Genomic DNA, 14,599 nt, shown 5'->3' on the forward strand with positions numbered 1-14,599 from the left:
GCAGTCGACGCGGTCGACGCAGTCGACGCAGTCGACGCGGTCGGCGCGGTCGGCGCGGTCGGCGCAGTCGGCGCGGTCGGCGCGGGCTGACCGGGTCGGCTGCGGCGAGGGACGGCGGAGGGGCGCACCCGTTGCGTACGGGTGCGCCCCTCCGTGGTGGCGCGTGGCCGGTGCCGTCAGGCTCCGCGCAACGTGGCGCCGGTGCGGTCGGCGGCCGCCGACACCGCGGCGTCGCGGGACGCGGCGATCTCCTCGGCGGTCAGCGTGCGGTCCGGGGCGCGGAAGCGCAGCGCGTAGGCCAGCGACTTCCTGCCCTCGCCAAGCTGCTCACCGGTGAAGACGTCGAACAGGCGGAGGGATTCGAGCAGTTCCCCCCCGCCCTCGCGCAGCGCCGTCTCGACCTCGGCCGCGGGCACGGACGCGTCCACGACCAGCGCGACGTCCTGGGTGGCCACCGGGAACGTGGAGACGTGGGGCGCCCCCACGCGGCCGGTGCCGGCCTGCTCAAGACGGTCGAGCTCGATCTCCATCGCGCAGGTGCGCTCGGGCAGGCCCAGGGCCTTGGTGACCCGGGGGTGGAGCTCACCGGCGTTGCCGACGAGGATCTCCTGGCCGTCGACGACGGCCAGCAGCGCGGCGCAGCGGCCCGGGTGCCAGGGGGCCTGCTGGTCCTGGCGGACGATCAGCTCGGCGCCCGCCTCGCGGGCCACGATCCGGCCCGCCTCGATAGCGTCGGCCCAGCTCACCGGGGTGCCCTGGCCCCACCAGCCGGCCTGTTCGCGGTCGCCCGCGAGGACGACGGCGGCGCGGCGCGGCTGGTGCGGCAGCGCCGCGTCGAGCCCGGCGATCTGCTCGTCGGTGGGACGGCGGTCGACGGGCAGGATGGCCGCGGGCGGCTCGTCGCCGGTGGCGCGGAAGACCAGCCCCGTCTCGAAGAGCGCGAGGTCGTGCTCGCCGCGGCCGGCGTTGCGGCGCAGCGCGCCGAGCAGCCCGGGCAGCAGCGTCGTACGGAGCGCGGGCTCGGTGTCCGACAGCGGGTTGACCAGCCGGACCAGATCGCGCCGCGGGTCGTCGGCGGCCAGCCCGAACTGGTCGAGCACCTCCTCGCCGAGGAACGGGTAGTTCAGCGCCTCGACGTATCCGGCCCCGGCCAGCGCCCGGCCGACCCGGCGGTGCAGCCGCTGACGCTCGGTCAGCCCGCGCCCGGCGGGGGGCCGGGGCAGGGTCGAGGGGAGGTTCTCGTACCCCTCGAGCCGGATGACCTCCTCGGCCAGGTCGTTGGGGTCGGTGAGGTCCGGCCGCCAGCTGGGCACGGTGACGGTGAGGTCGTCGGCGCCGTAGACATCACAGCCGATCTGCTGCAGCCGGCGCACCACGGTCTCGCGGCCGTAGGACACCCCCGCGACCTTGTCCGGGTGGTCGGCGGGCAGCGTGATGGTGTGCGGAGCGCTGGGCGCGATGATCTCGGTGACGCCCACCTCGGCGGTGCCGCCCGCGAGCAGCACCAGCAGATCGACGGTGCGCTGCGCCGCCGCCGAGGTGGCCTCGGGGTCGACACCGCGCTCGAACCGGCGGGACGCCTCGGAGGACAGCTTGTGGCGGCGGGCGGTGCGGGCGACCGAGACGGGGGCGAAGTGGGCGGCCTCGATGACCACCTCGGTGGTGCCCGCCACCTGGCCGGACTCGGGGTCGGCGGCGGCGTCCGCGATCTCGGTGTTGGCGCCGCCCATGACACCGGCGAGGCCGATGGGGCCGCTCTCGTCGGTGATGACGAGGTCTTCGGCGTCCAGGACGCGCTGGGTGCCGTCGAGGGTGGTGAGCTTCTCACCCGGCTCCGCGCGGCGCACCCCGATCGCCCCGGTGATCCGGGAGCGGTCGTAGGCGTGCAGCGGCTGGCCCAGTTCGAGCATCACGTAGTTGGTGATGTCGACGGCGAGCGAGACCGGGCGCATCCCGGCCTTCTGGAGCCGGCGCTGGAGCCAGATCGGGGAGTGCGCCTCGGGGTCGAGCCCGGTGACGGTGCGGGCGGTGAAGCGGTCGCAGCCGACCGGGTCGGCGACCTTGACCGGGTAGCCGTGGCTGTTGGGCGCGGGCACGTCGAGGAGGGCGGGATCGCGCAGCGGCAGCTCGTAGGCGGTCGCGGTCTCACGGGCGACCCCGCGCATCGACAGGCAGTAGCCCCGGTCGGGGGTGACGGCGATGTCCAGGACCTCGTCCACCAGCTGAAGCAGCTCGATGGCGTCGGTGCCGACCTCGTGCTCCGGCGGGAGCACGATGATGCCGTGCGTGCCGTCGTCGCCCATGCCCAGCTCGTCGCTGGAGCAGATCATGCCGTGCGAGACCTTGCCGTAGGTCTTGCGCGCGGAGATCGCGAAGCCGCCGGGCAGCTCGGCGCCGGGCAGCACGACCACGACCTTGTCGCCGACCGCGAAGTTGCGGGCGCCACAGACGATCTCCTGCGGCTCACCCGTGCCGTTGGCCCGGCCGACGTCCACGGTGCAGAAGCGGATGGGCTTCTTGAACCCCTCCAGCTCCTCGATGGTCAGCACCTGCCCGACGACCAGGGGGCCCTTGAGCCCGGCGCCGAGCTGCTCGACCGTCTCGACCTCGAGCCCGGCGGCGACGAGTTTGGCCTGTACGTCACGGCCGGTCTCACCGGCGGGCAGGTCGACGTACTCCCGCAGCCAAGAAAGCGGGACCCGCATCAGATCTCCATCCCGAAGGGCCGGGTGAAGCGCACATCACCCTCGACCATGTCTCGCATGTCTTCCACGTTGTGCCGGAACATCAGCATCCGCTCGATGCCGAAGCCGAAGGCGAAGCCGCTGTACCTGTCCGGGTCGACACCGCAGGCGATGAGCACCCGCGGGTTGACCATCCCGCAGCCGCCCAGCTCGATCCAGCCCTCGCTGGAGCAGGTGCGGCAGGGCCGGTCCGGGTTGCCCACGGACTCGCCGCGGCACACGTAGCACAGCATGTCCATCTCGGCGGACGGCTCGGTGAACGGGAAGAAGTTCGGCCGCAGCCGGGTGGACATGCCCTCGCCGAACAGCGCCCGCACCATGTGGTCGAGCGTGCCCTTGAGGTCGGCCATGGTCAGGCCCTCGTCGATGGCCAGCAGCTCGACCTGGTGGAAGACGGGGGTGTGGGTGGCGTCCAGCTCATCGGTGCGGAAGGTGCGGCCCGGGCAGATCACATAGATGGGCGGCTCGCGGTCGATCATCGACCGGATCTGCACCGGCGAGGTGTGGGTGCGCAGCACCACACCGGAGCCCTCGCCGTCCTGGTCGCCCTTGGCGCCGCGCACGAAGAAGGTGTCCTGCATCTCGCGGGCGGGGTGGTCGGGCGGGAAGTTGAGCGCGTCGAAGTTGAACCACTCGGCCTCGACCTCGGGGCCCTCGGCGACCTCGTAGCCCATCGCCACGAAGACGTCCTCGATGCGCTCGGAGAGCGTGGTGATCGGGTGGCGGGCGCCGGCCGGGGTGCGGTCGTACGGCAGGGTGACGTCCACCGCCTCCTCGACCAGCACCCGGGCGTCGCGCTCCGCCTCCAGCTCCTCCTGCCGGGCCTTCAGCGCCTGGTTGACCTGGCCGCGGGCCTGGCCGACGCGCTTGCCCGCGTCCGCCTTGGCGTGCGGCGGCAGGGCGCCGATCTCGCGGTTGGCGAGGGCCAGCGGCGAGCGGTCGCCGGTGTGGGCGACCTTCGCCTCGCGCAACGCCTCGAGATCCCCGGCCGCGGCGATGGCGGCGAGCGCCTCGTCCCGCCTGCGGGCGATCTCTTCCGGTTTCAGTGCCTCGACCTCGACAGGGTCGTACGACTTATTGGGTGCCGACATCTCTTCCCGTGCTTCCGATTGTCCCCCAGCTACCGCTGGGGGGTGCCCCCCCCCGACCGCGCGACCCCGGCTCGACCGGCTGCGACCGCTGCGCCCCGTGAAGGGGACGCCAAAGGTGCCAAAGCCCGAGTCTAAGGGGCGCGCGAGGGGTGCTGTTCCGGGGGACGCCGCGCGGCGGCCGCCGCGCTCGGGGTCCCCCCGTGCTGGAGAAGCCCGCGGGCGGATCAGGCCAGATAGGCCGGGGTGCCCACGGGCAGGGTAAATCGGAACTCCGCGCCGCCGCCGCGGGCCCGGTCGACGGTGATCGTGCCGCCGTGGGCCTCGACGATGCCCTTGACGATGTAGAGCCCCAGGCCGGTGCCGCCGCGCTTGCTGCCCCGCCAGAAGCGGGTGAAGACGCGGCTCATCGACTCCTCCGGGATACCGGGGCCCTCGTCGCTCACGGTGACGGCGGTCCTTTCGACAGTGGGGCCTTCAGCGGGGCCTTCCGCGACCGGCTTGGCCGGTGCGGGCGCTATGTCAATGGTGACCGTTCCCTCGCCGTGGCGCACCGCGTTTTCCAGCAGGTTGCCCAGCACCTGATCGATCTTGTCCGGATCGGCCCACAGCCTGGGCAGCGGACCCCTGACCCTGATCAGGAACCGCTCGGCGGTGTGCCCGGCCGCGGTGAGCGCCTGCACATGGCGGCGGACGGCGGCGGCGAGGTCCACCGGCTGGCGGCGCACCTCCAGCCGGCCGGAGTCGATCCGGGAGATGTCCAGCAGCTCGGCGATCAGCCGGGTGACCCGGTTGGCGTCGGCGTCGACGGTCTCCAGCATCAGCCGCTTCTGGTCGTCGGTGAACCGCTCCCACTTGGCCAGCAGGGTGGCCGTGAACCCCTTCACGGACGTCAGCGGCGAGCGCAGCTCATGGGCGACGGTCGCGATCAGCTCGGCATGGCTGCGCTCGGTGCGGCGGCGGGCCTCGGTGCCGCGCAGACAGACCACCACCCGGCGCACCGGCCCGGTCGGCCGCTCGCGCACATAGCGGGCCGAGACCAGCACCTCGCGGCCGCCCGGCAGCAGCAGGTTCCGCTCGGGCTGACCGGCCCGGATGGCCAGCCCTCCATAGGGATCGGTCAGCGCCCACCAGCGCCGGCCGTCCAGGTCCTCTAACGGCAGGGCCACCTCGAGCCGGCGGCCGATCGCGTCCGCGGGGTCGGTGGCGGTGATGCGGGCCGCCGCCGCGTTGAAGCAGGTGACCAGGCCGGTCTCGTCGGCCACGACCAGGCCGTCGGGCAGGTCGTCGGGGTGCGGTCCGAGTGCGTCCGGCGCGCCGCCGGGGCCGGGCGCACCGGGGTCCGCCCCGGTGGGCGGGCGGCCCTGCCCCTCGCTGTGCCCCTCGCCGGGCGCCTCGCCGTGCCCCTCGCCGTGTTTCCCGCCTTGCTCCCGGCCTTGCTTCCCGCCGGGCGGCTCCGCTCCGGGCGCATGGGCTTCGGCCGCATGGGCTTCGGCCGCCCTGGCGCCGGAGGTCCTGACGTCCATCCCCACACCCCCTCTCGGGTCCCCTCCCAGAGGGGGCAACCCTACTAGGTCGATGTGACGGAGCGGCACCCTGCGGGAGCGCGCTGCGCACGAGCGGAGGCATAGAGGCACACGGCGGCGGCCGTGGCGAGGTTGAGGCTCTCGGCCCTGCCGTGAATCGGAACGCGCACCACCGCGTCAGCGAGTGCGCGGGTAGCCTCCGGCAGGCCCCATGCCTCATTGCCGAAGATCCACGCGGTGGGGCCGCCCAGCAGCCCGTCGTCCAGCTCGGAGTCCAGGTCCCGCTCCCCCGCCCCGTCCGCGGCCAGCACCCGCGCCCCGGCCTCCCGCAGCCCGCTCACCGCACGCTCGACGGGTACGCCGACGGCGACGGGGAGGTGGAAGAGGGAGCCGACGGAGGCGCGTACGGCCTTGGGGTTGTACGGGTCCACGGAGGCGTCCGTCAGCACGACCGCGTCCGCCCCGGCGGCGTCGGCGCACCGCAGCACGGTGCCGGCGTTACCGGGGTCGCGGACGTTGGCGAGCACGGCGACGAGCTTGGGCCGGGCGGCCAGGATCTCCTCGAACGGCGAGTCCAGGAAGCGGCACAGCCCGACGATGCCCTGCGGGGTGACGGTGTCGGACATCTCCGCGACGACGTCATCGGTCGCGGTGAACACGGGGACGTCGGCGGCGCGGGCGGCGTCGAGGATCGGCTGGTGGCGCTCGGCGGCCTCGGGGGTGACGTACACCTCCACGAGGTGCGCGATGGCCTCCCGTACGGCCTGCGGCCCCTCGACGATGAACCGCCGCTCCTTGCCGCGGAAGCTGCGCTTGGCCAGGCGCCGGGCGGCGGTGACGCGTGGCGATCGCAGGGACGTCAATTCGGGGGTCGCCATGGGGTGCGTGCGCTTTCTCGTGTGGTGTGTTGGTTACGCGGGCCGGGCCTTTCCCCACCCCGCCCCTCCCCGAAACCGGAGGCAAGCCCCCGGACCCCCGGAAGAGGCAGCGGCGCGCCCGGCAACGGCGGGCCAAGTCCCAGGGCCCGGAGGGGGCACCGGCACCCGGTCATGACCCGGCAAGCCCGGCCCCAGGGACCGGCAACGCGCCAGGTTGCGGCGACGCAAGCCCCAAAAGGCCAGCGACGCGCCCGGCTGCGGGCATCGTCCCGCAGGGCGGATTCCCCCACCCCGCCCCTCCCCGAAACCGGAGGCAAGCCCCCGGACCCCCGGAAGAGGCAGCGGCGCGCCCGGCAACGGCGGGCCAAGCCCCGGCCTCGGAGAGGCCAGCGGCGCCCCGGGTGCGGGCAGCCGTTCCGCGGGGCGGAACGTGCCCTGTTGTGGGCAATCGTCCCGCGAGGGGCACCTCCCAGCGGTAGCTGAGGGAGGGACGGGTGGGCACAACCCGGCCACCGGGCCGCACCCGGAAACGAGACCCCAGGGGGCGTCGACATGCGCGGACCCGCAGGTGAAGCCTTCACCTGCGGGTCCACTCGGCAATGCTCAGCGCAGCGCTTACGCGGCCTTCGGCGCGTTCACATCGCTCGGCAGCGCCTTCTGCGCAGCCTCCACCAGCGCCGCGAACGCATTCGCGTCGTTGACCGCGAGGTCGGCCAGGATCTTGCGGTCCACCTCGATGTTCGCGGCCTTCAGACCCTGGATGAAGCGGTTGTACGTCATGCCATTGGCGCGGGCAGCGGCGTTGATGCGCTGGATCCACAGCTGGCGGAAGTCGCCCTTGCGCTTCTTACGGTCGTTGTAGTTGTAGACCAGAGAGTGGGTGACCTGCTCCTTGGCCTTGCGGTACAGGCGGGAGCGCTGGCCCCGGTAGCCGCTGGCCTGCTCGAGGATCGCCCGGCGCTTCTTGTGGGCGTTGACTGCCCGCTTGACGCGTGCCACTTGTTTAACTCCTTGTACGGGGCCGCGGGTGACTCACGCGGCCCGGAAACGAATAGGTCCCGGTGGGTCCCGGTCTGGCGCTCGCCTCGCCCCGCCGGAGCGGGGCGGGGGCGTCACTTGCCGAGAAGCTTCTTGATCTTCTTGGCGTCGGCAGGGGCCATCTCGACCTTTCCGGCCAGGCGGCGCGTCAGCGTGGACGGCTTGTGCTCGAGAAGGTGGCGGCGACCGGCGCGCTGGCGCACCACCTTGCCGGAGCCGGTGAGCTTGAAGCGCTTGCTGGCACCGCTGTGCGTCTTGTTCTTCGGCATGTCGCCGTCTCTCCTCGTCAGGCGCTGTCCGGGCGGCCGCGGATGCGGGGATCACCGCGATCCGGGCGTCCAGAAGCAGCGTCATGTGTTTCGGTTGGTCTCCGGAGCCGTGCGGCTCCAGGGTGGGCGGTCGAGGCTCACGCCTCTCCCATCACGCCTCGGCGGGCTCCTCAGCGGGGCTGCCGCCCTGCTGGCGCTCCGCCTTTCGGGCGGCCTGCGCCTCACGGGCTTCGGCCATCGCCTCGGTCTTCTTCTTGTGCGGACCGAGAACCATGATCATGTTGCGTCCGTCCTGCTTGGGGTTGGACTCCACGAAGCCCAGCTCCTGGACGTCCTCGGCGAGCCGCTGCAGCAGGCGGTAGCCGAGCTCGGGCCGGGACTGCTCACGGCCGCGGAACATGATCGTGATCTTGACCTTGTCGCCCTGCTTGAGGAACCGGACGACGTGACCCTTCTTGGTGTCGTAGTCGTGCGGGTCGATCTTCGGCCGGAGCTTCATCTCCTTGATGACCGTGTGCGCCTGGTTCTTGCGCGCCTCACGGGCCTTCATGGCCGACTCGTATTTGAACTTTCCGTAGTCCATGAGCTTGCAGACCGGCGGACGGGCGTTCGCCGCCACCTCGACCAGGTCGAGGTCGTACTCCTGCGCAAGCTCCAGGGCCTTGGCAAGCGGCACGATGCCGACCTGCTCGCCGCTGGGACCGACGAGTCGCACCTCGGGGACGCGAATCCGGTCGTTGATGCGGGGCTCGGCGCTGATGGATCCTCCTCGGTTGCACCACGCGACCGCCTGGCGGACTGCCGCGTAAGTCTGTATCGGTTGAGACCACCGCGCCGTGGCGCAAAAAACGCCCCGCACGGTACACAGGCGGGGCTCCTCACTGACCGGGAGCACCGCCGCGATATCACCGCGGGGCGCAGCCTGACCGATGACCTGCCGACCGTGGGTCGGGAGGTGGGAGCGCGGAGCCTCCACTTGTGGGCCGGACACACAGGTGACCGGCCGGTCGTTTATCTACGATACCAGGACCCGCATGGGATGCTCACCCGCCGCGTCTCCGGCGTCCGCCGTACCCCTGGTTCCCCCGGTTGGTTCCCCCGGTCCCCACTTCTCCCGTCGCTCCAGTCCCTCCCGTTCCTGTGGACTCACCCGCCCCGTGCGTACGGCGCCGGGTGGACGCCTAGGCTGGGGGACACCGTCCATCAGGAAGTGAGCCCCGACCACCATGAGCGACGCCAACGCCGCGCAGCCGCCGGCCCCCGACTTCGACCGGATGACCCGGGACATCGCGGATGTGCCCGCCGTCGAGGTGATCACCACGGTCGCGGTGCACCTGATGAGCGCCGCCGCGGTCAACCTGGGCCTGGCCGAGGAGGGCCCCCAGCACAAGGACCTGGACGAGGCACGGAAACTGATCAACGCCCTGGCGGGGCTGGTCACGGCCAGCGCCACGGAGATCAGCTCCTTCCACGCCGCTCCGCTGCGGGACGGCCTGAAGTCCCTCCAGCTCGCCTTCCGCGAGGCGTCGGTGGTGCCGGACGAGCCGGGGCAGGGGCCCGGCGAGAAGTTCACCGGCCCGGTCTTCGGCTGACCGGCTGCCCCCTTACGTCTTCGGCTGACCGGCCGCCCCCTTACGTCACGGCCGGCCCCGGGCCCCGGGCATAGGCTCAGGCCGCCTCCGGGTCCCTCGTCGCTCAGGCTGCTCAGGCCGCCTCCGGGCCCTTGGTCTCCGGGCCGCCCGCCTCGGGGCGGTGGCCGCCGCGCATGCGTCCCCACGGCCCGGTCGCCGGGGGCGGATGCGCCTCCTCCCGTTCGGCCCGGCCCGCCGGATGGAGATGGGTGAACCGGTGCACCACCGCGGCGAGCACGCCGCCGACCAGCGGTGCCACGATGAACAGCCACAGCTGGCCCAGCGCGTCGCCGCCCGCGAAGATGGCGGGGCCGAAGCTGCGCGCCGGATTGACCGAGGCCCAGGTCAGCGGGATGCCGATCAGGTTGGCCGCGGCGAGGGCGAGGCCCACCGGGACCGGTTCGGCGCCGACCATCGGCACCGCGTGGGTCACCGTGAGGAAGACGAAGACCAGCAGGAAGGTCAGCAGCACCTCGGCGAGGAAGGCCCCGCCCGCGCCCATGCCCACCGGTGAGCGGCCGCCGTAGCCGTTGCTGCCGAAGGCGCCGGCCGTCTGGAGCCGGGGCACCTGGTTGGCGAGCAGGAACAGTATCGCCGCGCCCACGATCGCGCCGACGAACTGCGCGACCCAGTACTGGACGGCCGTACGGATGTCGATGCGCCTGGCCAGCAGCACGCCGAGGGTCACCGCCGGGTTGATGTGGCAGCCCGAGATGCGTCCGAACGCGAAGGCGATCGCGATCAGCGTGAAGCCGAAGGCGAGCGAGATCCCGAGGGCGTTGATGTAGTCGCCCGCCAGGACCAGCGAACCGACTCCGAAGAGGACCAGCATCGCGGTCCCGATGAACTCCGCTACGACCGTTCTCGTCTCCATGGCGCTCTCCTCACGCAGATTCCGACCGCCAGTCGCCTAAGCATTGTGGGCGGAATCGGGAGTATTCGCCTGTTGGTCCGAATGGGGAGGGCCGGGCCCCGACCCTCAGCGGCTGAAGAGCGGCTCGCCGGGGACGTTCGCGTCCGGCGGCAGCAGTGCCAGGGTCAACCCGCGCACCAGCCGCGCCCGCAGCACCTCGTCGGCGGCCAGGGCGCCCGCCACCCGGTGCGCCGTCTCGCGCGCCGACGCGCCGGGCGTGAGGGCGAGCGCGAGCATCCCGTCGGCGTCCGCCGCCGGGGCCAGATGGGCCCGGAGCACCTCCGGCTCGGCATCCAGCACGGTGCGCACCGCCTCGGTCACGGCCGGGTCGGCGAGCGGATCGGCGCTGGTCCGCCCCTCGGCGAGGGCCAGCAGCGCGGGGCCGGTCAGCTGGTACGGCACCGGGCCCGCGAGGTCCAGGACCAGGGTGTCCGCCTTCTCATGGGCGGTGGCCTCCAGCGCCTGGCGCAGCGGTACGGCCACGGGCCTGGCGTCCGGGCGCCAGCGGGCCAGCGTCTCGAGCGAGGTGAACGCGGGCAGCGCGCGCCGGCCGTCGGGGGCCTGGAGCGTGGGCACCGCCATGTCGCTGGTCTTGTCGCGGCGCAGCCCGCCCGCCCGTCGCCCACCACCACCCTCAACGGACGCTTCGCGCAGCCCGCCCGCCCGTCGCCCACCACCACCCTCAACGGACGCTTCGCGCAGCCCGCCCGCCCGTCGCCCACCACCCCCCTCAACGGACGCTTCGCGGGGCTTGGATTCCACCACTTCGGCCTCGCCGAGAATCGCCACCACGGGGACGAGGAGGCGGGCGTCGGCGAGCGCCGCGAGCACCTCCGGTTCGGCCGAGCGGTCATCGGCCCAGGCGGCGAGCGCTGCGGTCAGCCGGGGGTCGGCGGAGCCGTCGTCGCCGGAGAAGCCGGGGTCGGGAATGTTCTTGAGCGCCACGCCATGAGGGTATCGACAGCGAGGAGACCGAGACCCCCGCACCCCCGCCGTGCGGCGGGGTGGCAGTGAAGGAGACCACGTGGAACGCGTGAACGACGGCGGCCCGGCCCTGCCCGCCCTGTCGGGTGCGGGCGGGCTGAAGGGGCTGAGCGGCGCACTCGCCGACGCGCTCGCGCCCTTGGCCGCGGCCGCTGGCGCGGGCTCCGGCGCGGACTTCTCGGTCGCCGTCCTGGAGCCCGGGTCGGGCGCGAACGGGGCCCATGGCGAGGGCTCGTACGCCACGGCGAGCGTCATCAAGGTCGGCATCCTCGCGGCGCTGCTGCTCGGGGCGCAGGACGAGGAGCGGCGGCTGACCGTTCAGGAGCGCTCGTACGCGGGCGTGATGATCGAGCAGAGCGACAACGACGCGGCGACAGCGCTGTGGGGGACGATCGGCGGGGCGCGCGGCCTCGAGGCCGCGCTGGGACGGCTCGGGCTGACCGACACCCACGCCGACGACCGCGGACGCTGGGGTCTGACGCACACCACCGCGTCCGATCAGCTGACCCTGCTGCGCGCGGTCTTCCTGGACGGCTCCCCACTGAACGCGCGCTCCCAGGCGTATCTACGGACGCTGATGGGCCGCGTCGTCGCCGGTCAGGGTTGGGGCATCTCGGCCGCCGCGGACGGCGCCGGAACGCGGCTCAAGAACGGCTGGATGCCCCGCGACGCCACCGGCCTGTGGGTCATCAACAGCATCGGCGAGGTGACGGCGAACGGTCGGCCCTACCTGATCGCGGTGCTGTCCGAGGGCAATGCTGACCGGGAGAGCGGGGTGACGCTGGTGGAAGAGGTGGCGCGAACGGCCGTGGCGACGACCGCCGCGTACGCGTCGCGGTAAGCGGCGTGCTCGAGCCGACGACCGCCGCCGGGCCCTCAGCGCGCACGCTCCCCATGAGCAGCGCGTGCGGCACGCCCCAACCGATGACCGCCGAGGGGCCCCGGCCCGGCACCCCACGAGCCCCGGCGACGGCCCGCCCAGCACGCCGATGCGACAACCGCCGCCGCGCTTCAGCGCGTACGGACCCCCGCGAGCAGGCACGCGCACCGGGCCCGAGCCGACAGCGCAGCGGCCGGACGCCGCCCAGAGCCGACCGAACCCCGCCGGCGACGCACCCGCAGCGGGCCCCCGCCAACCGTCGCGGCGAGCGACGTTGCCCAGGCCGACGGAGGGCCGAGTCGGCGCGTTCAGCGCGTACGGGTCCCCGTCAGCAGTGCCCGCAGCCTCGGGGGCACCCGCAGGGGGCCCGAGCCGCGCCATAGGGATATCGCGGCGACGATCAGGGCCGTGCCGGCGAGGCCGGCGAGGAGGGCCATCTGGTTGGGGCCGGAGTCGTCGTGGGCGCCCTGGGTGTGGCCGGGGCCGTTGCCGAAGTAGCGGTTCGGGGCGGCGGCCACGGCGGGCTGCTGGGCCTCGGGCTTCATCTTGTTCCCCGCGGCGATCGCCGCCGCCGGGTTCACCAGGCCCGCGCCGAGGTCGTCGCTGCGGCCGCCCTCGGGGACGTCCTGGGCGGTCCGGGTGAGGAGCCCGCGGATCTGGCGCGGGCTCAGGTCGGGGTGGGCGGCGCGGACGAGGGCGACGGAGCCGGAGACGAAGGCGGCGGCCGCGCTGGTGCCCCAGCCCTCGTAGTAGCGCTTGTCGGGGTCGGCGATGACCACGTCGACGCCGGGCGCGCAGACGGTGGCGTACCAGCGGCGGGTGGAGAAGGCGGCGCGGGAGCCGTAGCGGTCCACGGCGGTCACGGCGATGACCCCGGGGTAGGCGGCCGGGTAGGAGACCCGGTCGCCCTTCTCGCCGCCGTTGCCCGCGGAGGCGACCACGACCGCGCCCTTGCGCAGCGCGTACTGCACGGCGGCGTCCTCGGCGGCCTCGGGGTGGGCGGAGGCGCTGTCGTCGCCGAGCGAGAGGTTGATGACGTCGGCGCCGTGGTCGGCCGCCCAGCGGATCCCGGCGGCGAGCGCGCCGCCACGGGTCGAGCGGGCCTTCTTGCGGGCGGGGTCGGAGTCCTCGAGGATCACCCGCACCGGCAGGATGCGGGCCTTCGGGGCGACGCCCAGCACGCCCTCGCCGCCGGAGGCGCCGTGGCCGTGCCCGGCGATGATCCCGGCCATGGCGGTGCCGTGGCGGGCCCAGGCGCGTTCGCCGCGCCGGGCGCCGAAGCCGATGAGGTCCTTGCCCGGCAGCACCTGGCCCTTGAGGTCGGGGTGGCCGTCGTCGACGCCGGTGTCGAGGACGGCGACGGTGATCCCGGAGCCCTTGGTGGTCTGCCAGGCCTCGCGGACGTGGAGGGTGTCCAGCGCCCACTCCTGGGCCTGTATGCCGTCGGCGTCCGCGGGGGCGGCGGGCACCAGGGTCAGCCCGGCGGCGGCGAGGGCCACGGCGAGGCGGCGTCCGATCCCGGTCATGAGGTGGTCTCCGGGTACGTGGCCAGGGCCCGGCGGAATCCGGCCTCGATCGCGTCGGCGATGCCCCGGGCGTCGTTGCCGAGGCCGGACTGCGCGGGGGCCGAGGTGGCGCCGCGCTGGGTCGCCTCGCCCGCCGACTGCGGGTCGGTGACCTCACGGCCGTCGGCGAAGCCGGTGACGGTGTAGACGACGGCGGGGGCGTCGGTGAGGATCCGGATCCGCCAGCTGGCGCGCTGGTCGTCGCCGAAACCGGCCGCGGCGGTGCCCTCGGCGGCGTACGTGCGGGGCATCAGATCGGTGCGCTCGTCCAGCTTCTCGACCACGAAGCGCTGTCGCAGCGCCCGCATGCCGGTGGGTCCTGAGGTGGTGATCAGCACCCCGACGGTGGTGACGCTGGTGCTGGTGGCGTCGGTGTATGTGGCGCGCACCAGCCGTTTGCAGCCCACCGGGGCCAGCGCCTTGGCGAGCAGCGGATCGAATCCGCCGCCGCAGCTGCTGTCGGGGGCGACGGCTATCCGGGTCCAGACGCGGTCGGCGCCGCCGGGGCCCTGGCCCTTGCCGCGCAGGGTGCGCGGGAAGAGGTCGTCCACGGGGACGCTGTGCCAGGCGGAGCGGGCGTGGGCGTAGGTGTCGGCGGTGGACGGCGGGGCGCCGGGGTCGTCGCCCAGCCAGCTTCCGGCCGCCGCCCCGCCGAGCAGCCCGAGGCCGAGGACGAGACTCGCGGCGGCGGCCGCCGTACGGCTGGGCGGCCGGCGCCGGCCGCCCGGCCCGAGGTCCCCGAAGAGCCCGCCGGTACGCGGTGACGCCCCGGTGCGCGCTGATGCCCCGGCGCCCGGCGATGCCCCGGCGCCCGGCGGTGCGGAGGGGCGCGGCGGTGCCGAGGGCTGCGGGGGCACCCCGGTGCCGGGCGCCCCGGCGATGCCTCTGGAGAACGGGGCCTTCGCCCGTACGCCGAGGACGGGGGTCTCCGGATCCGGGGTGAACCCGGGCCCGTTGGCGGGGCGCGACGGGGGCGCGGAAGGCCGCTCGGGCGCCGTGCGCGGGGGATGTGCGGGGCGTGGTGGGGGCGTGCCGCGGGGTGAGTGCGCCTGTTCCGCGTCGGTGCTCACCTGCACCCCCTCG

General features: G+C 73.9%; 13 protein-coding genes. 2 read left to right on the plus strand and 11 right to left on the minus strand.

Annotated features, from left to right (window positions below; translation table 11 throughout):
- Positions 1-176: 176 nt before the first annotated feature.
- The 7 genes from pheT to infC all read right to left on the minus strand — a co-directional run bounded on the left by pheT (position 177) and on the right by infC (position 8,360).
- Positions 177-2,705, minus strand: a complete 2,529-nt coding sequence (gene pheT / locus IEJ02_RS41150) for a phenylalanine--tRNA ligase subunit beta (protein ID WP_191069457.1) — start codon at positions 2,703-2,705, stop codon at positions 177-179.
- Positions 2,705-3,835: a phenylalanine--tRNA ligase subunit alpha gene (gene pheS, locus IEJ02_RS41155; RefSeq protein ID WP_191069458.1), complete on the minus strand. Its 1,131-nt coding sequence runs from the start codon at positions 3,833-3,835 to the stop codon at positions 2,705-2,707. Before pheS ends, pheT begins: the two co-directional genes overlap by 1 nt.
- Positions 3,836-4,059: 224 nt before the next feature.
- On the minus strand, positions 4,060-5,358 hold the full coding sequence (locus IEJ02_RS41160) for a sensor histidine kinase (RefSeq protein WP_191069459.1): 1,299 nt from the start codon (positions 5,356-5,358) through the stop codon (positions 4,060-4,062).
- A 44-nt stretch (positions 5,359-5,402) separates the two neighbouring features.
- A complete protein-coding gene (locus IEJ02_RS41165; protein WP_191069460.1) occupies positions 5,403-6,236 on the minus strand; it encodes a TrmH family RNA methyltransferase in 834 nt (277 codons plus the stop codon).
- 615 nt (positions 6,237-6,851) lie between these two features.
- Positions 6,852-7,235 carry a 50S ribosomal protein L20 gene (rplT, locus tag IEJ02_RS41170; RefSeq protein WP_009713826.1) on the minus strand — a complete coding sequence of 128 codons (384 nt, stop codon included), beginning with the start codon at positions 7,233-7,235 and terminating at the stop codon, positions 6,852-6,854.
- 113 nt (positions 7,236-7,348) lie between these two features.
- Positions 7,349-7,543 (minus strand): 50S ribosomal protein L35, encoded by a 195-nt coding sequence (rpmI, locus tag IEJ02_RS41175; RefSeq protein WP_020867203.1) that lies wholly within the window; start codon positions 7,541-7,543, stop codon positions 7,349-7,351.
- Positions 7,544-7,694: 151 nt separating this feature from the next.
- Positions 7,695-8,360 carry a translation initiation factor IF-3 gene (gene infC, locus IEJ02_RS41180; protein WP_137981027.1) on the minus strand — a complete coding sequence of 222 codons (666 nt, stop codon included), beginning with the start codon at positions 8,358-8,360 and terminating at the stop codon, positions 7,695-7,697.
- Positions 8,361-8,769: 409 nt separating this feature from the next.
- Between infC and IEJ02_RS41185 the strand changes: the two genes are divergently transcribed.
- Entirely contained in the window at positions 8,770-9,135 is a 366-nt protein-coding gene (locus IEJ02_RS41185; RefSeq protein WP_191069461.1) for a DUF1844 domain-containing protein, read from the plus strand.
- A gap of 112 nt (positions 9,136-9,247) precedes the next feature.
- On the opposite strand, the gene IEJ02_RS41190 is transcribed toward IEJ02_RS41185, so the two are convergent.
- Entirely contained in the window at positions 9,248-10,048 is an 801-nt protein-coding gene (locus IEJ02_RS41190) for an aquaporin (RefSeq protein WP_191069462.1), read from the minus strand.
- 105 nt (positions 10,049-10,153) lie between these two features.
- Positions 10,154-11,032 (minus strand): SseB family protein, encoded by an 879-nt coding sequence (locus IEJ02_RS41195; protein WP_191069463.1) that lies wholly within the window; start codon positions 11,030-11,032, stop codon positions 10,154-10,156.
- 79 nt (positions 11,033-11,111) lie between these two features.
- Here IEJ02_RS41195 and IEJ02_RS41200 point away from each other — a divergent pair, with 79 nt between their 5' ends.
- Positions 11,112-11,912, plus strand: coding sequence for a serine hydrolase (locus IEJ02_RS41200; protein WP_317986053.1), 801 nt, complete (start codon positions 11,112-11,114; stop codon positions 11,910-11,912).
- Between the two features lie 347 nt (positions 11,913-12,259).
- Here the strand turns inward: IEJ02_RS41200 and mycP are convergent, their stop codons facing one another.
- Both mycP and IEJ02_RS49400 read right to left on the minus strand, forming a co-directional pair.
- A complete protein-coding gene (gene mycP, locus IEJ02_RS41205; RefSeq protein ID WP_191069464.1) occupies positions 12,260-13,477 on the minus strand; it encodes a type VII secretion-associated serine protease mycosin in 1,218 nt (405 codons plus the stop codon).
- Positions 13,474-14,586 (minus strand): hypothetical protein, encoded by a 1,113-nt coding sequence (locus IEJ02_RS49400; protein WP_223865301.1) that lies wholly within the window; start codon positions 14,584-14,586, stop codon positions 13,474-13,476. The genes mycP and IEJ02_RS49400 overlap by 4 nt, the downstream gene beginning before the upstream one ends.
- Between the last annotated feature and the right edge of the window lie 13 nt (positions 14,587-14,599).

It is taken from the genome of Streptomyces sp. 5-10 (assembly GCF_014712245.1).
Classification (GTDB): Bacteria; Actinomycetota; Actinomycetes; order Streptomycetales; family Streptomycetaceae; genus Streptomyces; species Streptomyces violaceusniger.

Excerpts from the sequence above, each read along its gene's own strand:
- IEJ02_RS41190 (WP_191069462.1), bottom strand. The coding sequence starts at position 10,048 with ATGGAGACGAGAACGGTCGTAGCGGAGTTCATCGGGACCGCGATGCTG.
- pheT (WP_191069457.1), bottom strand. The coding sequence starts at position 2,705 with ATGCGGGTCCCGCTTTCTTGGCTGCGGGAGTACGTCGACCTGCCCGCC.
- pheS (WP_191069458.1), bottom strand. The coding sequence starts at position 3,835 with ATGTCGGCACCCAATAAGTCGTACGACCCTGTCGAGGTCGAGGCACTG.
- IEJ02_RS41185 (WP_191069461.1), top strand. The coding sequence starts at position 8,770 with ATGAGCGACGCCAACGCCGCGCAGCCGCCGGCCCCCGACTTCGACCGG.
- IEJ02_RS41160 (WP_191069459.1), bottom strand. The coding sequence starts at position 5,358 with ATGGACGTCAGGACCTCCGGCGCCAGGGCGGCCGAAGCCCATGCGGCC.
- mycP (WP_191069464.1), bottom strand. The coding sequence starts at position 13,477 with ATGACCGGGATCGGACGCCGCCTCGCCGTGGCCCTCGCCGCCGCCGGG.
- IEJ02_RS41165 (WP_191069460.1), bottom strand. The coding sequence starts at position 6,236 with ATGGCGACCCCCGAATTGACGTCCCTGCGATCGCCACGCGTCACCGCC.
- rpmI (WP_020867203.1), bottom strand. The coding sequence starts at position 7,543 with ATGCCGAAGAACAAGACGCACAGCGGTGCCAGCAAGCGCTTCAAGCTC.